At 42.1% G+C, this 19623-nt stretch carries 17 protein-coding genes and 1 pseudogene; 7 read left to right on the top strand and 11 right to left on the bottom strand.

Features of this window, described 5'->3' with window-relative positions; genetic code table 11:
* Positions 1–25 precede the first annotated feature (25 nt).
* The 9 genes from INE92_RS03155 to INE92_RS03120 all read right to left on the bottom strand — a co-directional run bounded on the left by INE92_RS03155 (position 26) and on the right by INE92_RS03120 (position 8448).
* The gene (locus INE92_RS03155) at positions 26–1570 is read right to left on the bottom strand and encodes a sodium:solute symporter family protein (protein ID WP_015532799.1); all 1545 of its coding nucleotides are present in this window, start codon (positions 1568–1570) and stop codon (positions 26–28) included.
* Positions 1567–1692: a symporter small accessory protein gene (locus tag INE92_RS27145; protein WP_004296931.1), complete on the bottom strand. Its 126-nt coding sequence runs from the start codon at positions 1690–1692 to the stop codon at positions 1567–1569. The genes INE92_RS03155 and INE92_RS27145 overlap by 4 nt, the downstream gene beginning before the upstream one ends.
* Positions 1693–1760: 68 nt before the next feature.
* Positions 1761–2363: a nitroreductase family protein gene (locus tag INE92_RS03150; RefSeq protein ID WP_004315984.1), complete on the bottom strand. Its 603-nt coding sequence runs from the start codon at positions 2361–2363 to the stop codon at positions 1761–1763.
* Positions 2364–2374: 11 nt separating this feature from the next.
* On the bottom strand, positions 2375–5122 hold the full coding sequence (gene metH / locus INE92_RS03145; protein WP_015532797.1) for a methionine synthase: 2748 nt from the start codon (positions 5120–5122) through the stop codon (positions 2375–2377).
* A gap of 88 nt (positions 5123–5210) precedes the next feature.
* Positions 5211–5663 carry an SsrA-binding protein gene (gene smpB, locus INE92_RS03140; protein WP_008643258.1) on the bottom strand — a complete coding sequence of 151 codons (453 nt, stop codon included), beginning with the start codon at positions 5661–5663 and terminating at the stop codon, positions 5211–5213.
* A 9-nt stretch (positions 5664–5672) separates the two neighbouring features.
* Entirely contained in the window at positions 5673–6218 is a 546-nt protein-coding gene (locus INE92_RS03135; protein WP_008021718.1) for a Yip1 family protein, read from the bottom strand.
* Between the two features lie 32 nt (positions 6219–6250).
* The gene (locus INE92_RS03130) at positions 6251–7024 is read right to left on the bottom strand and encodes a hypothetical protein (RefSeq protein WP_117809150.1); all 774 of its coding nucleotides are present in this window, start codon (positions 7022–7024) and stop codon (positions 6251–6253) included.
* An 82-nt stretch (positions 7025–7106) separates the two neighbouring features.
* Positions 7107–7607, bottom strand: coding sequence for a DMP19 family protein (locus INE92_RS03125; protein ID WP_008021714.1), 501 nt, complete (start codon positions 7605–7607; stop codon positions 7107–7109).
* A gap of 436 nt (positions 7608–8043) precedes the next feature.
* Positions 8044–8448, bottom strand: a complete 405-nt coding sequence (locus INE92_RS03120) for an HsmA family protein (RefSeq protein WP_008021711.1) — start codon at positions 8446–8448, stop codon at positions 8044–8046.
* Positions 8449–8685: 237 nt separating this feature from the next.
* Here INE92_RS03120 and INE92_RS03115 point away from each other — a divergent pair, with 237 nt between their 5' ends.
* The 5 genes from INE92_RS03115 to INE92_RS27215 all read left to right on the top strand — a co-directional run bounded on the left by INE92_RS03115 (position 8686) and on the right by INE92_RS27215 (position 11482).
* Positions 8686–9387 carry an iron-sulfur cluster assembly scaffold protein gene (locus INE92_RS03115; protein WP_007759112.1) on the top strand — a complete coding sequence of 234 codons (702 nt, stop codon included), beginning with the start codon at positions 8686–8688 and terminating at the stop codon, positions 9385–9387.
* A 19-nt stretch (positions 9388–9406) separates the two neighbouring features.
* The gene (locus INE92_RS03110) at positions 9407–10417 is read left to right on the top strand and encodes a GGGtGRT protein (protein WP_004315991.1); all 1011 of its coding nucleotides are present in this window, start codon (positions 9407–9409) and stop codon (positions 10415–10417) included.
* A gap of 307 nt (positions 10418–10724) precedes the next feature.
* On the top strand, positions 10725–11024 hold the full coding sequence (locus INE92_RS03105) for a nucleotidyltransferase family protein (RefSeq protein ID WP_008021707.1): 300 nt from the start codon (positions 10725–10727) through the stop codon (positions 11022–11024).
* Positions 11017–11355, top strand: a complete 339-nt coding sequence (locus INE92_RS03100; protein ID WP_009040918.1) for a HepT-like ribonuclease domain-containing protein — start codon at positions 11017–11019, stop codon at positions 11353–11355. The genes INE92_RS03105 and INE92_RS03100 overlap by 8 nt, the downstream gene beginning before the upstream one ends.
* 37 nt (positions 11356–11392) lie before the next feature.
* Positions 11393–11482 (top strand): GGGtGRT protein, encoded by a 90-nt coding sequence (locus INE92_RS27215; protein WP_157133827.1) that lies wholly within the window; start codon positions 11393–11395, stop codon positions 11480–11482.
* A gap of 193 nt (positions 11483–11675) precedes the next feature.
* Here INE92_RS27215 and INE92_RS03090 read toward each other — a convergent pair whose 3' ends face one another.
* On the bottom strand, positions 11676–13034 hold the full coding sequence (locus INE92_RS03090; RefSeq protein ID WP_212701949.1) for a transposase: 1359 nt from the start codon (positions 13032–13034) through the stop codon (positions 11676–11678).
* Positions 13035–13166: 132 nt separating this feature from the next.
* On the opposite strand from INE92_RS03090, the pseudogene INE92_RS03085 reads away from it, so the two are divergent.
* Positions 13167–13265 (top strand): annotated as a pseudogene (locus INE92_RS03085) (GGGtGRT protein); the annotation flags it as partial.
* Positions 13266–13446: 181 nt separating this feature from the next.
* Here the strand turns inward: INE92_RS03085 and INE92_RS03080 are convergent.
* Complete coding sequence (locus INE92_RS03080) at positions 13447–13848, bottom strand: FKBP-type peptidyl-prolyl cis-trans isomerase (protein ID WP_008021699.1); 402 nt, start codon at positions 13846–13848, stop codon at positions 13447–13449.
* A 100-nt stretch (positions 13849–13948) separates the two neighbouring features.
* Here INE92_RS03080 and INE92_RS03075 point away from each other — a divergent pair, with 100 nt between their 5' ends.
* Positions 13949–19579 carry an alpha-2-macroglobulin family protein gene (locus tag INE92_RS03075; protein ID WP_195435673.1) on the top strand — a complete coding sequence of 1877 codons (5631 nt, stop codon included), beginning with the start codon at positions 13949–13951 and terminating at the stop codon, positions 19577–19579.
* The last annotated feature ends 44 nt before the right edge of the window (positions 19580–19623 follow it).

Here is a 19623-nt window from a genome sequence, read left to right as displayed (position 1 = left end):
TTAATACTTGATACTTACTTAATACTTATTTTTTGGTTACTAAGCTGATTACGATGATGGCTAATACAGATAATGGTAAGGCAAATAATATCGGATCAATCACAGGGAAAGGATAAGTGGTAATCAATACATCCCGTCCAAATAATGCTTTGCAGATACCTAATGCTGCAGATTCTTTCTGATGAAGAAATACAAGGGCAAACAGGCTACCGATTGTTCCGACCCAAAGACTTGCCATGACACCCTGCTTAGTAGCTTTCTTCCAATATAAAGCACAGAAATAGGCTGGAAGGAAAGCTGCAGCACAAATCCCCATAAAGATAGAAGTTCCACGGGCGATAATATCATGAGGCAACATATAGCAAATAATGTAGCTGACCAGAATAGAGAACAATACTCCCAGACGAATCACGTTGGTCAGTTTATTCCGCGAACGGGGTTTATAAGTTCCATAGATATCAGAACCTACCGAAGCCCCCATTGTATGGAACTGCGAGCTTAGTGTAGACATACTGGCCGAAAGGATACATAACATAAAGAGTGCGGCAAACCAGTCGGGCATCGCTTTATTAATAAAATATGGAATAATCTTATCGATGTCCTGCACTACTTCGGTAGCAACCGCTCCTTCTGTTTTCAGGAAGAAAAGGTTACTCAAAGCTCCGGCATGATAGATAGCTCCTACTGTTATAATCAAAAAGAAACAACCGATAAATACACCGCGGTTTAATTGTTTGCTACTTTCCACAGTCATAAAACGAACCACTAGCTGGGGTTGCGCAAGACATCCGATTCCTACTCCTAAAATAAGGGAAGTAACAAGTGAGTACCATTGCGGTGAACCTGTAACAGGCATTGCAGTCCATCCCTGATGTCCCAATGCTTTAAATTTTTCCGGGACTAACGGAGCAATAGCAGTCAACTCTTTATTCGCCTCGGTAAAACCCATACCGAGCACCTGGTATAAAGAGAATAATAGAAACAGCATGCAACCGAACATGATTACTGCCTGCAACGCATCTGTATACATGACTCCTTTCATACCGCCTGCAATAACATAAGCAGCAATAACCAATGTAAATATCAACAAAGAGATATTGAAATCAATCTGAAAGATCTGTTCGATAAATACAGCTCCACCTTTCATCACAACTGCTGCATAAAGCGGCATTCCGACAAAAATAACAGCAGCAATAAATACCTGTATATTACGGGAACGAAAATGACGCCCTAATAATTGAGGAAAAGTGCTCACATTCAGTTTTGCACCCATACGCCGGGTGCGTAAACCGAAAAAGATAAAAGCAATGACAACCCCAATAAACATATTCAGGAAACAGAGCCACTGAATACCCATTCCGAAAGCTGCCGCCACTCCTCCAAAACCTACAATAGCAGATGCAGAGATAAACGTAGCACCGTAAGAAAGTGCCATAACAATAGGATTCATCTGACGTCCGCCTACCAGATAGTCACTGGTATTCGTTGTTTTCTTGTATCCCAAAAAGCCGAGGTAAGCAAGTGACAGGAGATATCCTATCACAATCAAGCCGAGTGTAAATGTATTCATCGAGTTTCGTCTTTTTCGTCGTCCTTATTCCAATACTTCAGCCCAAACCAGGCAGCAAAGATCACACATACCACTGAAAGAAGGTAAGGCAGAATTATAAAAGGGTCGTCTATTCCAAACATTTGCGTATCAGATTTTAATTAGCGTTGCAAATGTAAGGAAATTATTGAAAAGACAAAACTTTTGCTTACTAATACTGATTATAATGTATCTTTTTCTCGTCAAATTTCTGTTTCGGGTTCTCTTTTGTAGCCGGATAGCCGAAAGGAATGACACAAAGCGGAAGGATATTATCAGGTAGATTGGTATATTTGCGTACCACCTGCATACGGTCTTCATAAGGATAGGCAGCCGTCCATACAGCCCCCAGTCCCAGACTTTCGGCAGCCAGCAGAATATTTTGCGCTGCTGCTGAACAATCCAAATACCAATAAGACGAACGTACAGAATCTCCGCAGACAATGATAGCGTTACGGGCTTGGGTTAACATCTTTGCATAAGGAAGCGCAGCAGCCATTGAATCCAGTTTGGCACGGTCGGATACTACTATAAACTCCCAAGGACGGACATCTTTACCCGAAGGGGCAGCCATTCCGGCACGAAGCATCAAGTCTATTTTCTCTTTCTCCACTCCCTTATTCAGATAAGTACGCACACTTTTACGTGCGAAGATATTATCCAAAGCAGCATTTCCGGTTTCGGACGTTCCTTTTTCTTCTTTGGTAGAAGAACATGCGCTCATAGCAACAACTATTGCTGCAATCAGACATAAGAAAGAGAAAATCTTTTTCATTGTGATACTATTTAAAACAGATTCAACTTATTTTTCTGCGCCTCTTCCAATGAAACCGTTTCACGTTTCAGCAGACCGCTTTTTTCACGAAGCACCTCATATTCGCTATTCAGTTCGTTCACCAATTCGGCTTTCAGCTGTGGATTCAATAATTTGGAAGCAACACTTGCATTCTGGGAAGCATCTTTCAGATGTACCACCGGAGCGTGATAGACAGGAGCAATCTTCAATGCCGTATGCATTTTCGATGTAGTGGCCCCACCAATCAGAAGAGGAATATCCAGTCCTGCTTTTTCGAGTTCCAAAGCCACATGCGCCATTTCTTCCAAAGAGGGAGTAATCAGACCACTCAATCCGATCATATCCACTTTTTCTTCAATGGCACGCTGCACAATGGTTTCCGCCGGCACCATCACTCCCAAGTCTACAATATCATAACCATTGCAAGCCATCACCACCGCTACAATATTTTTTCCAATATCGTGCACATCGCCCTTTACAGTTGCCAGCAACACTTTTCCAGCCGCGGCGCTTCCTTCCACTTTTTCCGATTCGATAATCGGTTGCAGGATAGCTACGGCTTTTTTCATCGTACGGGCAGTCTTCACAACCTGGGGAAGGAACATCTTACCGGCACCAAACAACTCGCCTACATAATTCATTCCATCCATCAACGGGCCTTCAATCACATCGACTGCTTTATCATAAAGCGGCAATGCTTCCGCCAAATCCTGTTCAAGGAAATCTCCGATTCCTTTCATCAAGGCATATTTCAAGCGTTCCTGAACGGATTCTTCTCTCCACGCATCTTGTTTGGCAGCTGGTTGTCCGGCAGTTCCGCTCATAGTTGCTTTCAGCGATTCCGCCAATTCTATCAGACGTTCCGCTGCGTCCGGACGACGATTCAAGACGACATCTTCTATCTTTTCCAATACATCGGTCGGGATATCACTATATAACACGGAAGTACCCGGATTCACAATCCCCATGTCCATTCCTCGCTGAATGGCATGATAAAGGAATACAGCGTGCATCGCCTCACGGATATAATTATTGCCACGGAAAGAGAAAGAAAGGTTACTGACTCCTCCGCTAATATGAGCACCCGGAAGATTCTTTTTGATCCATGCGGTAGCTTCAATGAAATCTACGGCATAGTTATTATGTTCTTCGATCCCTGTGGCTACGGCAAGTACATTGGGGTCAAAAATAATATCATGAGGATTAAAACCTACTTTATCTACCAAAAGACGGTAAGCCCGTTCGCAAACTTCTATTTTACGGGCGGCTGTATCTGCCTGACCTTTCTCATCAAAAGCCATTACGACGGCGGCCGCTCCATATTGGCGGATGATACGGGCATGTTCGAGGAAAACGTCCTCGCCTTCTTTCAGAGAAATGGAGTTAACGATTGACTTTCCTTGCAGACATTTCAGGCCGGCTTCAATCACTTCCCATTTGGAAGAGTCAATCATTACCGGAACACGGGCTATTTCCGGTTCGGACATGATAAGATTCAGGAAAGTAGTCATCTCTGTCTTTGCGTCCAACAGTCCGTCATCCATATTGACGTCAATCACCAAGGCACCATCTTCCACTTGTTGACGGGCGATGGAGAGAGCTTCATCATATTTCTTTTCGTTTACCAGACGGAGAAACTTACGAGAACCGGCTACGTTGCAACGTTCGCCAACATTTACAAAATTAATTTCCGGTTTGACTTCCAATAGTTCAAGCCCGGAAAGCCACATACAATCCGGTGCAAGAGCAGGGACGTGTGGTTTAGCACCTTTCACGAGGGCGGGATATTCGGCAATATAGGCATCCGTCGTTCCACAACAGCCGCCAATGATATTGATTAGTCCTTCTTCAATATATTCTCTCACTTCGTGAGCCATATCAGCAGGTGTCTGGTCATACTTACCCAGGCTATTCGGTAATCCGGCATTCGGATAAGCACTAATATAATAAGGTGCACGAGCTGCCAGTTGTTCAAGGAATGGTTTCAATTGGCGGGCTCCGAAAGAACAGTTTAAACCGACAGAAAAGATATTGGCATGTTGCACGGAAGCAAGAAATGCGTCCAATGTCTGGCCGGACAATGTTCGTCCGCCAATATCAGACACCGTTACAGATAACATGACAGGCACTTCGACACCTGTTGCTTTCATTGCTTGTTCGGCTGCAAAAATAGCAGCTTTAGCATTCAGGGTATCAAAGATTGTTTCGATCAGAATGGCGTCTACGCCACCTTCAAGCATTGCTTCCATCTGTTGCTGATAGGATGCAGCCAGTTCGTCGTAACTCAAAGCACGATAAGCCGGATTGTTCACGTCCGGGCTCATAGAGCAGGTTTTATTGGTTGGGCCTACAGAGCCGGCTACAAAACGCGGTTTATCGGGATTCTTTGCAGTGTACTCGTCGGCAAGATCACGGGCTAGTTTTACGGCTGCCAGATTCATCTCACGCACGTATTCTTCTACGTGATAATCAGCCATAGAAACTGTAGTCGAACTGAATGTATTGGTTTCGATGATATCCGCACCTGCTTCCAGGTATTTACGATGAATATCCTGAATCACGTCGGGACGTGTGAGACACAATAAGTCGTTATTCCCTTTCAACTGTCCGGGGATATGCGCAAACCGTTCACCACGAAAATCTTCTTCCTTGAGGTTATATTGTTGAATCATTGTACCCATTGCCCCATCCAGAATAAGGATGCGCTCGGATACGACTTGAGAAATTGTCTTTTTCATTACCCTATCACATTAATACCTAATTACCTACTCTGCCATCTTCTGCCAGACTCTTCGCAGTCCAGCGTTTATCTTATAGCGATTTTCTTTACCGCTTGAACATTCTTGCCATATCTCTACGGTCGTCTTTCTCCTTTATAGATTCTCGTTTATCATATTCTTTCTTACCTTTCGCCAAAGCGACTACCAGTTTCGCCAAACCTTTTTCATTGATAAACAAGCGTACAGGGACAATCGTAAAGCCGGGATTTTTCATCTCCCGCTGAAGTTTCTCCAATTCTTTTTTATTAAGCAACAACTTCCTCTCTCTACGTGCCGTATGGTTATTGTACGATCCATAGAAATATTCGGCGATGTGCATATTCTTCACCCACAATTCGCCTTTCGTAAAATAGCAAAACGTATCTACCAGACTGGCTTTTCCCAAACGAATGGATTTTATTTCCGTACCGGTCAATACAATACCTGCTGTGTAGGTATCTATCAGCTCGTAATCAAACGTAGCCCGTTTATTCTTTATATTTACAGGAGGTTGTTTCATCTTTACTCATTAATTAAGTATGGCCGTCAGCCTATTAAACACGATCTGTATCACCGCCGGACATAGTATTAACAATACAGACGACAAAAGGGTGTATTTTAATCGTTGTTTTTCTTCTACTCCCATCAGTATAGGAACTCCCTCCCATACCACATAGACGATGTAGAACTGCAGCAACCAAGCAATAATTCTAAAATCAGGTAATAGTCCGGTTACTATCTGAAGCAGGAAAGACACAACCAATGCATATCCTGCAAACTGTTGTGTCAACGGCATATTGCTATGCAGACCAAACATCCTTGTTCCCATTTCATTGATGGCATAAGCTGCCAGAAAATAGCCACCGAACAGGGCTACAGCTACGGCGCAACAATTGGTCATAGCTATCTGGAAACTTTGCGGACCTCCCCACCCATTCGTCAATAACGAACCGATGAATACGGACAGACCGCATAAACCAATCATAGGATAGACAAAAGCCATAAATACTTTTCGCCTATCCTCTTCCATAGAAATTTCCTCCCAGGCCTTGGCCGGAGAGGAAATCAATTTCATTGCTATGTTAAATAGTTCTTTGTAGTTCAATGTTATTCTGTAAATGCGTAATCATATTCAACCGAACGTTCAACCGAAGTTTCCTTCCCATCCTTATCGACCAATTCATCTTTTGAGTTATTGATTTCAGCTGTCAGTTCCAGGTATTTCGGTAATTTGCCTGTTTTCTCCTTAAATGCAGCAAGAGCAGCTCTAATTGAATAAGCCCTATAAGCATATGTAAAATTAGAACGAGTTACGGTCTCACCTGCATCCTCAACAACATGGCTAATATATAGTTTTAACTTAGTGTCAGAGGCAGTCATTGCTTCAGGATCATAAGAAAGAACAAATGAATGCTTCTTTACTTCTGAATCTTCAACACTAGAGTTTGTAACTTTCACCCAATATGGCATTGTCAAAACGATTGTATTTTTGTCATAATAAACCAAACTTGACTGTTGCTTATCCAATGAATAAAGAGGATTAGTAGGTTCCGTTTTTTGAGGATTCAAACCTTCATTACCTTTAGGGTCAATACAAAGCGGAGTAGATAGCAAAGTAACTGGTATACTAGTACTATTTGCTGTCACCTGTGATTGGTCATATTGGCATGAAATTATATACATATTTCCATCCAAAAAGCCCAATTCTGTAGTTGGAACCAACTTCGTAGTTGCATCCCCCATCAGAAATGATCCAAAATTATACTTAACAGGAACAGTCATTGTAACATTGTGGTTATCATCTCCATTCATACAAGAAGTAACTGACATACCCATAACCACAGCCATCAAAGCCACCAAGAAAAATTTCACTTGTTTCATAAACATATTTTTTAGATTTTGCAAAGATATAAATTCTAATTCATAATTAATAAATGCAAGTACTTAAAAAATACTGCATCAGTTACTTTATTATTTTTGCAAAAAGTTCCAAATGATCATCTACGTAGCTTGCAATCAATGCTGTGACTTGTTCTTCCATCTCTAAATAGGCTTCTTCCAACTCATCAAAAGCTTCATATTGCTCGTACATAGCCATAAATTCATCATCCGTCCGTTCCTTTTCCAAATCTTTCCGGTTGGCATCAAAGATTTTCTTAGCCTTATAAACTAATTTCGAAAACTCTTCCGCTCCCCACAAACGCATCACTTTCGCAAACGGATTATCAAAGATATAACCACCATAGCCATTCTGAATCAATTGACAGAACCCGCCAACCATCATCTCATCACGAAAAATCTGATAAGCCAGCAAAGAATGTTGTTCTCCCGTCAACAAAGGCATCGTCTCCGCAGTCAATTCACCACCGATTACCTCTTTATATTTATCTGTAAACGCCTGGATAAATTCATCCATTCCTTCACCCGCAGCCTTTTGTAAGGCTGATTCTACAACTTCGATCATAATCTTCTTTATATAATGATGCAGCAAAGCTACGAATTTTATTCTACATCCAGTAATAATCCCTCCATAATCTTGCCAATCTTAACTCCATTATCCGTCCTCCACGTTCTTCACACGATCCATATCATCTCATTTACAGACACTTCCTGTGAACAAATCATATAAAACACGGTATTCACATCCTTCACAGAATATGTATTTCACAGTTTCACCACATAGTGAGAACCAATACTTGCTATATTAATAGAAACAGGCAAATAGCATATATATCCCGAATGAAAAGCAACTGTTTAATAACAGACGACTCCAGTCGGCTATCCAGTCAACTCTAGTCGACTAATCAGACAACGATAGTTGTCCGAATGGCCGGCTAGAGTCAGCTGACAAGAATATTGTAAGGTGATTTATGAATTGCCGGCTCTATTCAGGCTGTTTATTATACATGTAATCGCATCCCCAAATAAACTCCTATTAGATAAGGTATAAGCCAAATGCACCAAACTACAATGCTGAAACGATTAAAATGTCTCTTTTCTATAGGCGTTCCCTTCACATAGGTCCATATCGCCCATAACGCATGTACAAACATCAGAAGAATAGCAATTGCCCCTATCACCGTATGCATTTCGTCATGCAAATGAGTCAGTTCGGCAATATGCTCCATCAGGCTTGTACCCACCGTGTCGGCCAGCAACCCGAGAAGAAAGAAAATGATATGCCAAAACTTTAATTTCCTTTGAAGACGTTCTCCCCAAACACCTATCGTATAAAACACAAGCGCAGATGAAATAACGCAAATTGCCGCTATTAAATAATGTATATCTATCTGATTCAGTTCCATAAATTTTCTTTTTCTAATAACAACAAAGCACAGGATAGATAGTTCTCGCGGTCTCAATCTTTCACAAATGCAATCCCGACTTTACAAACGACGAAAAAACGTAAACAGATTTGTCTCTTTTCACAAAAAAGTAATAAAAGGCGATTTGCAGAAACAAATAAATCGACTACCTTTGTGGGCGATTTAGAGAATCGTGACTACGTATTTTTAATTATATCACTAAAAAAAGAGCTAATTATGACTTATTCACACGAAGTGGAACACATGTGTGTTGTAAAGAAGGGCCCTAACCACGGACCGGCTCCCATACCCGAAGAAGGCAAATGGGTAAAATCTAAAGAAATCGTTGATATTTCTGGTTTGACACACGGTATCGGTTGGTGCGCTCCTCAACAAGGTGCTTGTAAACTGACACTGAACGTTAAAGAAGGTATCATTCAGGAAGCTTTAGTTGAAACTATCGGATGTTCCGGTATGACTCACTCTGCTGCTATGGCTGCTGAAATTCTTCCGGGAAAAACGATCCTTGAAGCATTGAACACTGACCTTGTTTGCGACGCTATCAATACTGCAATGCGCGAACTTTTCTTGCAAATCGTATACGGACGTACTCAATCAGCTTTCTCTGAAGGTGGTTTGATTATCGGTGCAGGTTTGGAAGACTTGGGTAAAGGTCTTCGTAGCCAGGTAGGTACTCTTTATGGTACTTTGGCTAAAGGTCCTCGTTACCTTGAAATGGCAGAAGGTTATATCAAACAAATCTTCTTGGACAAGAACGACGAAATCTGCGGATACGAATTCGTACACATGGGTAAGTTCATGGACGAAATCAAGAAAGGTACTGATGCTAACGAAGCTTTGAAGAAAGTTACAGGTACTTACGGACGCGTAACAGCAGAACAGGGAGCAGTTAAATCTATTGATCCACGTCACGAATAATATAAGGAGGAAAGAAACAATGATTAGAGAAGTAAAATTCGAAAGCCAAGACCGTCGTATCAAACAGATTATCGCTGCTTTGAACGCTAACGGCATCAAAGATATCGAAGAAGCTAACGCTATCTGTGAAGCTCATGGACTTGATCCTTATAAAACGTGTGAAGAAACTCAGCCTATCTGTTTTGAAAATGCAAAATGGGCTTATGTTGTAGGTACTGCCATTGCTATTAAAAAAGGTTGTACAAACGCTGCTGAAGCTGCTGAAGCTATCGGTATCGGTCTGCAAGCATTCTGCATCCCGGGTTCTGTAGCTGACGACCGTAAAGTTGGTATCGGCCATGGTAACCTTGCTGCTATGTTGCTGCGTGAAGAAACTAAATGTTTCGCTTTCCTGGCAGGTCACGAATCTTTCGCTGCTGCTGAAGGTGCTATCAAAATCGCTGCTAAAGCAGACAAAGTACGTAAAGAACCGTTGCGTTGTATCTTGAACGGTCTTGGAAAAGACGCTGCTCAGATCATCTCTCGTATCAACGGCTTTACATACGTTCAGACTCAATTCGATTACTTTACTGGTGAACTGAAAGTTGTTCGCGAAATCGCTTACTCTGACGGTCCTCGTGCAAAAGTAAAATGTTATGGTGCTGACGACGTTCGCGAAGGTGTAGCTATCATGTGGAAAGAAGGTGTAGACGTATCTATCACAGGTAACTCTACTAACCCGACTCGTTTCCAACATCCAGTTGCAGGTACTTACAAGAAAGAACGTGTTCTTGCTGGTAAACCATATTTCTCTGTAGCTTCAGGTGGTGGTACAGGTCGTACTCTTCACCCGGATAACATGGCTGCCGGTCCTGCTTCATACGGTATGACAGATACGATGGGTCGTATGCACTCAGACGCTCAGTTCGCCGGTTCATCCTCAGTTCCTGCTCACGTAGAAATGATGGGATTCCTTGGAATTGGTAACAATCCTATGGTAGGTTGTACAGTGGCTTGCGCTGTTGACGTAGCTCAGGCCTTGAGTAAGTAATTCAAATAATTACCATATAGTAAATCCCTGTAACTGATAAGGTTATGGGGATTTTTATTTTCAGTATGTTCGTAGGTTGAACTGCTGATTTACCTCTCTCCTACCTTTCTAATATAGTTTAGTTTTGTATTCCTACCTAATACTGATTTCACTTTACTAAGATGGATATAGATACTACTTTAAACTAAAAAAGAAAGTATTTATTAGTCCAATGCAAAAAAAGTAGAGTATTAATACAACTATCCCTAATGATACCTTGTTAAAGTAAGAGTTATTAATTATCTTTGCATTGAAAGGAGATACACCTATGAAGCTGATTGAAAATAATATCCAAAAGATAATTGACCTATGCAAAAAACATAAGGTACATAAATTATTTGTCTTTGGTTCTGTTCTTACGAGTCGTTTTAATGACAACAGCGATGTTGATTTAGTTGTCGATTTTAATAAGGCAGAAGTAAGCGATTATTTTGATAATTTCTTTGATTTCAAATATGCTTTAGAAAATTTGTTTGGTAGAAAAGTAGATTTACTGGAAGAACAGACTATTAAGAATCCATATTTGAAGAAGAATGTGGATGCAACTAAAACTTTAATCTATGGATGAGTTAATAAAGAAACACTTGCAAGATATTCTAACTGCCATTGAAGAAGTAGAAAGTTTCTTCGGCAATGCTCCTAAAGTTTATGATGACTTCTATAGTAACCTATGCCTTAGACGAGCCGTTGAAAGAAACATAGAAATTATTGGTGAAGCTATGAATAGAATACTAAAAATTGATAAAGATATAGCTATAACCAATTCTCGTAAAATAGTAGATGCCAGGAATTATATCATACATGGCTATGATAGTCTATCCGTAGATATACTTTGGAGTATGGTTATTAATCATTTACCAAAACTAAAAAATGAAGTAACAGCATTACTAAATATATAAGGTTTGTGACTTATTCACGACCATTTATTCAAAACATATGGGCCGTATGCACTCTGACGCTCAGTTCGCTGGTTCTTCATCGGTTTCTGCTCACGTAGGGATATTCAGTAAATGTTCCTCTTTCTAAAAAATCAAGAGAAAAGCTTTGCTTTACGTGAGCTTTTCTCTTGATTTTTTCGTTCAACTCTCCCAGTCTTCTATCTTTTTTGTAGAATATTGTTTACATATTCTTGTTTTTTCCTTCCCACCCATGCATTATGTACATGTCTTTTTTAGGGGAAGTTAAAACCTCTCCTGTTTTTCCTGTTATTTTAGTTAGATTATGCTGCCTTTCTTTTTTTCTTTTCGACCTTTTCTATCATACATACCGCATTGGCTGTATGTATCCCAAAGAAAATCCAAAGTACTTCCGTTTTCCTGTTTCTAGCTTTTATCCTGGCCAGTGAGTAATGTTGTTTCTGCGTTCCAAAACTTCCTTCCAGGCGGGTAGCTCTTTCACGGCTGAGTTCCGACCGTAAGATTTTCCGAAGCGGCTCATCTTTGGCAGCTCTGCCCTTACGCTTAAAGGAAGTACTTATATGATATTTTGTACAAAATTTCCGGTTGGCATTATTGGCATAGATTGAATCCGCCGCAAGCGCCTTAACCCTAACCCCGGTCAGTTGTTGTTGCAGATGAATACAGTCTTTCAAACGTACTCCTTCGTTAAAAGCCTTAAAGGAGATATGTTCTATAAAGGAGATTCCGTCTATCTGTATATTGTTGACTTTGGCTCCGAATTCAACGGATTTGGTTTCCTTGCCTCTAATAATGGGGCGAAGGTAATGCCGGTCGATACTCACGATACGGTTGGACACTTTTTTGCCTGCAAATAAATTCTTCCCTTGCTCAAGGACTGTCTGTATGACCGAGAAACGTCTTTGGTAATCAGAGGATAGTGTAAGCCTGTTCCTGTAGGATGAATGAAGCAGCTCCAGCTGGTCAAGTAACTTTTCCAATAACTGAAGTAACCTTCGTGTAATCATACGAGTCTGTGATTTCTTGCGTTTACGCAGTTTACTATAAGCAAGATAGGCACGGCGTACATCAAGATACTTGTTACGGGGACGTTGTATGTGCAAGGTCTGGCAATGTTTGCACAGATGACGATGAAGCCATACAATACCTTCCCATAAGAGTTTGGTATCAGTAGGAAAACGCAGATGACTTTCATAACAGGTGGCATCGGTCATACAGACATGAAGGTTCTCAAGATAAGGTTTCCAATGCTCGGCAAGAATGAGCTGGAGGGACTCAACGTCAAGGCGATCCGCTAGTTCCTGACGAATTGCACTAACGATTTTAGGATTGGTTAGTGGATGAAGCGGATCAATCTGAACACCACAAAATAACTGGTAATGAATATTACCGTTTAAATGCTCAATCAGTTGTGCATCGGAAAAGTTGGTATAGGACTTCAAGACCATCAAGGCTATTTTACCTTCGGGAGAAAAATAACTTTTACGCCCAAAAGGAGAGGACTTCAAATGCATTTGTCGGGCCAGTTCCGAGAAAGGGAACAGAGAATGGAGGCGACCTAATTCACTCGTTGCAAAACTTTGACGATATTTTTTAAGCATATCGAACTCGGTAAAACCTAAACAAGGTTCGATTTCTGAGATTTTTTGTATCTTTACCATGTGTTTTTATTTTTAATTACCCCCGTTTTGGCCGTCAAACCGTTTTTTGGGGGGAATGCTTAAAGATACAAAAAAGGCAACTAACTCGCAATGAATTAGTTGCCTTAAATTTTATTATTTTAGGAATATCCCCACGTAGAAATGATGGGATTTCTGGAAATTGGTAACAACCCGATGGTAGGTTGTACAGGGGCTTGTGCTGTAGACGTAGCTCAGGCTTTGAGCAAGTAATTTAAGTTACTTTATATAGATAAGTTCCTGCAATCGTGAAGATTACAGTAGCTTATCTATTTATTATATTTGCAAACACGCTATTTATCAAAAAATAGTGGTAATATATAGTAACCATACATCCAATAATATTATTCCGGAAGAAGGGGAAGCCATGCATCTGATTATATATAGCTCACCTCTATGCAACTCCAAGCAGTTCCACTTCGAATATCAATGTCGAGTAAGCAGGAATAGAATCAAAAGATTTAATACCGTAACCCATTGCATAAGGTATATAGATAATCCATTTATCCCCAACGTGCATTTTCTGAAGTGCTACCTGCCACCCTTCTATTACATCACTAAGACGTAAGGCATCGGGACAAGTACGTTCATAAGAATTATCAAACACCCGACCATCAATCAGACTTCCTTTGTAATGCACGGTAACAATACTCCGCGCACCCGGAGAAATCGTACCTTCACCAGTTTCCAAAACTTTGTAATAAATTCCACACGGCAACGCAAAAACACCTTCCTGAAATGACAGCTTTTTCAGAAATCGTCGATTGGCCTCTTTGTATTCTTTCTTTTTCCCCATAAATAAATTGATTAAGAACTTGCAAAAATAATCAGAATAACAAAGGATTTAGCATAAAAACTGTATATTTGTTTGTTGAACTATAAAAAAACTCATCGCTATGGGACTAACAAAGACTACACGTAGCATTAGTACTACCGGACTACTCCTACTTATCATGATGACTGTGGGCCTATATTCATGCACACGTACTCAAAAAGACATCATTCCTTCTGCCGATTATGCACCGTATGTAAATGCGTATACGGGAGGAGTTATTTCACAGAATTCAACCATACGCATAGAGTTGACCCATGACCAACCCATGGTGGATCTGAACAGTGAGTTAAAAAACAATCCGTTCAGCTTTTCCCCTTCATTAAAAGGAAAAGCATACTGGGTAAGCAACAACACCATTGAGTTTGTGCCGGAAGAAGGAACATTGAAACCGGGAACGCTCTACGAAGGAACTTTCCAACTGGGAGACTTCATCGAAGTGGACAAAAAACTAAAAGAGTTCAACTTCTCATTCCGTGTGCAGGAACGTAACTTCACTTTGCAGTTGGAGTCGTTACCAATTACAGCTACCCAACCGGATGAAATAAATATTAAAGGAGAAATACGCTTCAGCGATGTAGTGAAAAAAGAGGAAGTGGAAAAGATGCTGACTGCCAGCGATGGCAAGAAGAGTTATCCGGTAGAAGTCACCGCGACAGACAACCTTACCCGGTATCAGTTCAACATCAGACAAATACCCAGAGAAGCTGATGATTACCCATTGACCATTACAGCCAATGGTAACCCAGCCGGCATTGACCGCAAACAAAGCGAAGAAGTGCTGATACCGGCTAAAGATTGCTTCCGTTTTATGTCTGCCGAACGCATTGAACAACCGGAAAACGGAATTGAGATTGTTTTCTCCGCTCCTTTATCCACTACCCAGGATTTAAAAGGACTGATTGAGATTCCGGAAGTCTCTTCATCTATCTTCCAAATCAGCGAGAACAGAGTCTTCATCTATTTCGAAGCAAACACACAGAACAAACTGACGTTGAATATCCATGAAGGAGTCAAAGACAGTCAAGGTAAAGCGCTGGGAACTTCACATACGATCTCGTTCAGTGAAGTTAGTCTGAAACCACAAGTAGAAATGTCTACCTCCGCCGCCATCCTGCCCGACTCGAAAAGTCTGATTATTCCTTTCAGGGCTGTCAACCTGTATGCTGTGGACCTGAGCGTGATTCGTATCTTCGAGAATAATGTATTGATGTTCATGCAAACCAATTCACTCGCCTCGACCAATGAACTACGCCGCTCGGGAAGACTGGTTTACAAGAAAACATTATGGCTTGCCAAAGATGCTTCCAAAGATATTCATCATTGGGGAGATTACTCAATAGACCTTGCCGGGTTGATTCATCAGGAGCCGGGTGCCATATACCGTGTCATACTTTCATTCCGTCAGGAATACTCCGCTTATCCTTGTGGAGGAAACGAGAATCAGGATATGAAATTCGCCGACAGTAACACATCCGACGGGTTGACCAAAGTAAGCGGAAGTGTCTTGTCTGAAGAAGATGAAGCCATCTGGAATACGCCCGAAGCTTACTATTATTACAACGGAGGAACAATGGACTGGAGCGTGTACCGATGGACGGAACGCGACAATCCATGCCATCCATCTTATTATATGAATTCAGACCGAATTGCTGCATGTAATGTGTTTGCTTCCAATCTGGGGATGATTGTAAAACGGAATTCACTGAACAAACTATGGATTGCCGTAAGCAATATTTTGGACACCAAACCGATAGGAAAAGCACAAGTAACAGCATATAACTTCCAGTTACAGCCCATAGGAAAGGGAGAGACCAATGGAGACGGGTTCGTTGAAATCACTCCGAAGGGCGTACCTTTCATTATCGTGGCAGAATCGGAAAAGCAAAAGGCGTATGTGCGTGTCGTAGACGGTGAAGAACAGTCCGTCAGCAGATTCGATGTAGGAGGAAAAGATATTCAAAAGGGATTGAAAGGATTCATATATGGCGAAAGAGGAGTATGGCGACCGGGAGACACATTGTACATTTCCTTTATATTGGAGGACCGCGAAAAGAGAATCCCCGACAAGCATCCCGTAGCACTGGAAATATACAATCCGAGAGGACAGTTCTACACCAAAATGATTTCAACGCAAGGAATGAACGGATTTTATACATTCGACGTTCCGACACAGGCTACAGATCCAACCGGGCTCTGGAATGCATATATTAAAGTAGGAGGAACCACCTTCCACAAAGGTCTGCGTATCGAAACCATAAAGCCCAACCGCTTGAAAATAAACCTGGCATTGCCGAAGATTCTTCAAGCTACGGACAAGGATGTCTACGCCCCACTCACTTCAACCTGGCTGACAGGAGCCACTGCCTCCAAATTGAAAGCTAAAATAGAAATGTCTTTATCTAAAGTGAATACACAGTTTAAGAATTACGGACAATATATCTTCAATAATCCGGCCACGAATTTCACAACTATCAAAACTGATATATTCGACGGTACACTGGATGCAGAAGGAAAAACCAGCGTCACACTGAAAGTTCCGACCGCAACCGAAGCACCGGGTATGTTGAATGCAACTTTCACCACCCGTGTATTCGAACCGGGAGGAGATGCCAGCATCTACACCCAAACAATCCCGTTCTCGCCATTTACATCTTACGTCGGTATCAACTTGAACCAACCGAAAGGCAAATATATTGAAACGGACAAAGATCACGTATTCGATATTGTGACTGTAAACACGCAGGGACAGTTAGTGAACCGTACTAATCTAGAATACAAAATATACCACATCGGCTGGAGCTGGTGGTGGGAGAACAGCGGTGAATCTTTTGGCACTTACATCAACAACAGTTCCATCACACCTGTTGCCAGCGGCAACTTACAGACAAGAGGCGGGAAAGCATCCTTCAAGTTCCGCATCGATTATCCGTCATGGGGACGATATTTGGTTTACGTAAAAGACAAAGAGAGCGGACATGCCACTGGAGGAACCGTTTATATAGACTGGCCGGAATGGCGCGGACGTTCGAGCAAAACAGATCCCAGCGGTATCAAGATGCTTGCTTTCTCTCTGAACAAAGATTCGTATGAAATTGGAGAAACAGCCACAGCCATTATTCCTGCAGCAGCGGGAGGACGTGCACTGGTATCTATCGAAAACGGTTCGACAGTATTACGTCAGGAATGGATAGAAGTCTCCAACGGAGGAGATACGAAATATACATTCAAGATTACGCCGGAGATGACTCCGAACGTATATTTGCATATCAGTCTGTTACAGCCTCATGCGCAAACAGTCAACGACCTGCCTATCCGTATGTACGGTGTTGTTCCAGTATTTGTCACTAACAGTCAGACAGTATTGCAACCGCAGATACAGATGCCGGAAGTGTTACGCCCGGAAACCAACTTCAACGTGACCGTCAGCGAAAAGAGCGGTAAACCGATGACTTATACATTGGCGATTGTAGACGACGGTTTATTGGATCTTACCAACTTCAAGACCCCGGACCCATGGAATGATTTCTATTCACGCGAAGCGCTTGGCATCCAGACATGGGATATGTATGATAATGTATTGGGAGCTTCTGCCGGAAGCTACAGTTCGCTTTTCAGCACAGGTGGAGACGCCACACTGAAACCTGCCGATGCTAAAGCAAACCGTTTTAAACCGGTAGTCAAGTTTATAGGTCCTTTCTATCTGGGAAAAGGAAAGAGCCAGACGCATACATTGAAACTTCCGATGTACGTAGGTTCGGTACGTGCCATGGTGGTTGCCGGACAGGACGGTGCTTATGGCAATGCGGAAAAGACTGCCTTCGTACGAACTCCATTGATGATGTTGTCTACTTTGCCCCGTGTGCTTAGTATTCAGGAAGAAATTACCGTTCCGGTCAATATCTTTGCGATGGAGAATCAAGTAAAGAATGTGACCGTATCCCTTCAGGCATCCGGTGGAGGAGTACAGATTGTAGGAACTAACCAACAATCGCTCAAATTCACCCAACCGGGAGACCAGCTTGTCTTCTTTACCTTAAAAACAGGCAGCAAAACCGGAAAGGCTACGATCCACCTGACAGCAAATGGCAGCGGACAACAAACCAAAGAAACCATTGAAATAGACGTACGCAATCCGAATCCGGTAGTAACCCTGCGCAACAGTCAATGGATAGAAGCCGGACAAAGCAAAGAATTGTCATACAACCTAAGCAGTTCTTCCGCAAATAATCAGATCAAGCTGGAAGTATCCCGCATACCTTCGGTAGATATCAGCCGTCGGTTCGACTTCTTATACAATTATCAGCACCATTGCACGGAGCAGTTGACTTCCAAGGCTCTGCCTCTTCTGTTTGTCGCTCAATTCAAGACGATAGATAAGACGGAAGCCGAAAAGATAAAGACGAATGTACAGGAAGCTATCCGGCAGATTTATGGTCGTCAGCTCCCCAACGGCGGATTTGTATATTGGCCGGGGAATGCTGCTGCCGACGAATGGATTAGTTCTTATGCTGGAATGTTCCTGACGCTGGCACAAGAAAAAGGATATGCCGTTCATGCGAATGTACTGAACAAGTGGAAGCGCTTCCAACGTGCAGCCGCACAAAACTGGCGTATGCCACAGGAGGCAAGCGGTTGGCAGCAATGGCAGTCGGAATTGCAACAAGCCTTCCGTTTATATACCCTTGCATTGGCAGGAGTACCGGAATATGGAGCTATGAACCGAATGAAAGAACAGACCGGATTATCAATTCAGGCCAAATGGAGACTGGCAGCCGCATACGCACTGACCGGAAAGATGAAACCGGCTGAAGAACTTGTGTATAATGTAGAAACAACGGTGAACCCCTACTCTTCCATGAATCAGATTTACGGTTCTTCCGATCGTGACGAAGCAATGATTTTGGAAACACTCATCCTGATGAACCGGGAACGGGATGCTTTACAACAAGCGAAAGTCGTTTCTAAGAATCTGTCACAAGAGGATTGGTTCAGTACACAATCTACCGCTTTTGCTCTGATGGCAATGGGACGTCTGGCAGAAAAGTTATCAGGCACACTGGATTTTGTATGGTCATGGAACGATAAACAGCAACCGGCTGTAAAATCAGCCAAAGCTGTGTTTGAAAAAGAGATCGCTACCACTCCAAAATCCGGCACTGTTTCTGTGAAGAATCAAGGAAAGGGAGCACTTAGCGTAGACCTTATCACACGTACGCAGTTATTAAACGATACGTTACCAGCTATCAGCGATAACCTCCGCATGGATATAAGATATGCTAACCTAAACGGTACACCGCTCTCTGTCAATGACATCATACAGGGAACTGACTTTATGGCTATCACCTCAATATCCAATATTAGCGGTACTTCCGATTACACTAATCTGGCACTGACGCATATCATACCGTCCGGTTGGGAAATATACAATGAAAGAATGGTTGCTCCCGAAACGGAAAACGCAGCAGCCGACGGCTCCGGTCAATCAGTCAGCAAGTACAGCTATCAGGATATACGTGATGACAGGGTATTGACCTATTTCAATCTGCGCCGCGGTGAGACAAAGGTATTCACTGTCAGGTTACAAGCGACCTATGCCGGTAACTTTATTCTCCCTGCCGTTCAATGTGAAGCGATGTATGATGTAAACGTACAGGCACGAAGCAAAGCAGGAAGAACAACTGTCAGCCGATAATATTTGGCACGGATTACACGGATTTCACGGTTCTACTCGTTCAC

Source organism: Bacteroides xylanisolvens (genome assembly GCF_018289135.1).
In the GTDB taxonomy this organism is placed as follows: Bacteria; Bacteroidota; Bacteroidia; order Bacteroidales; family Bacteroidaceae; genus Bacteroides; species Bacteroides xylanisolvens.
The sequence above is the reverse complement of the archived record's forward strand: the minus strand, read 5'-3'. Positions and strand labels throughout refer to the sequence as shown.

Coding starts and splice junctions, on each gene's coding strand:
- INE92_RS03155 (WP_015532799.1), bottom strand. CDS start 1,570: ATGAATACATTTACACTCGGCTTGATTGTGATAGGATATCTCCTGTCA.
- INE92_RS27145 (WP_004296931.1), bottom strand. CDS start 1,692: ATGTTTGGAATAGACGACCCTTTTATAATTCTGCCTTACCTTCTTTCA.
- INE92_RS03150 (WP_004315984.1), bottom strand. CDS start 2,363: ATGAAAAAGATTTTCTCTTTCTTATGTCTGATTGCAGCAATAGTTGTT.
- metH (WP_015532797.1), bottom strand. CDS start 5,122: ATGAAAAAGACAATTTCTCAAGTCGTATCCGAGCGCATCCTTATTCTG.
- smpB (WP_008643258.1), bottom strand. CDS start 5,663: ATGAAACAACCTCCTGTAAATATAAAGAATAAACGGGCTACGTTTGAT.
- INE92_RS03135 (WP_008021718.1), bottom strand. CDS start 6,218: ATGAAATTGATTTCCTCTCCGGCCAAGGCCTGGGAGGAAATTTCTATG.
- INE92_RS03130 (WP_117809150.1), bottom strand. CDS start 7,024: ATGAAACAAGTGAAATTTTTCTTGGTGGCTTTGATGGCTGTGGTTATG.
- INE92_RS03125 (WP_008021714.1), bottom strand. CDS start 7,607: ATGATCGAAGTTGTAGAATCAGCCTTACAAAAGGCTGCGGGTGAAGGA.
- INE92_RS03120 (WP_008021711.1), bottom strand. CDS start 8,448: ATGGAACTGAATCAGATAGATATACATTATTTAATAGCGGCAATTTGC.
- INE92_RS03115 (WP_007759112.1), top strand. CDS start 8,686: ATGACTTATTCACACGAAGTGGAACACATGTGTGTTGTAAAGAAGGGC.
- INE92_RS03110 (WP_004315991.1), top strand. CDS start 9,407: ATGATTAGAGAAGTAAAATTCGAAAGCCAAGACCGTCGTATCAAACAG.
- INE92_RS03105 (WP_008021707.1), top strand. CDS start 10,725: ATGAAGCTGATTGAAAATAATATCCAAAAGATAATTGACCTATGCAAA.
- INE92_RS03100 (WP_009040918.1), top strand. CDS start 11,017: ATGGATGAGTTAATAAAGAAACACTTGCAAGATATTCTAACTGCCATT.
- INE92_RS27215 (WP_157133827.1), top strand. CDS start 11,393: ATGGGCCGTATGCACTCTGACGCTCAGTTCGCTGGTTCTTCATCGGTT.
- INE92_RS03090 (WP_212701949.1), bottom strand. CDS start 13,034: ATGGTAAAGATACAAAAAATCTCAGAAATCGAACCTTGTTTAGGTTTT.
- INE92_RS03080 (WP_008021699.1), bottom strand. CDS start 13,848: ATGGGGAAAAAGAAAGAATACAAAGAGGCCAATCGACGATTTCTGAAA.
- INE92_RS03075 (WP_195435673.1), top strand. CDS start 13,949: ATGGGACTAACAAAGACTACACGTAGCATTAGTACTACCGGACTACTC.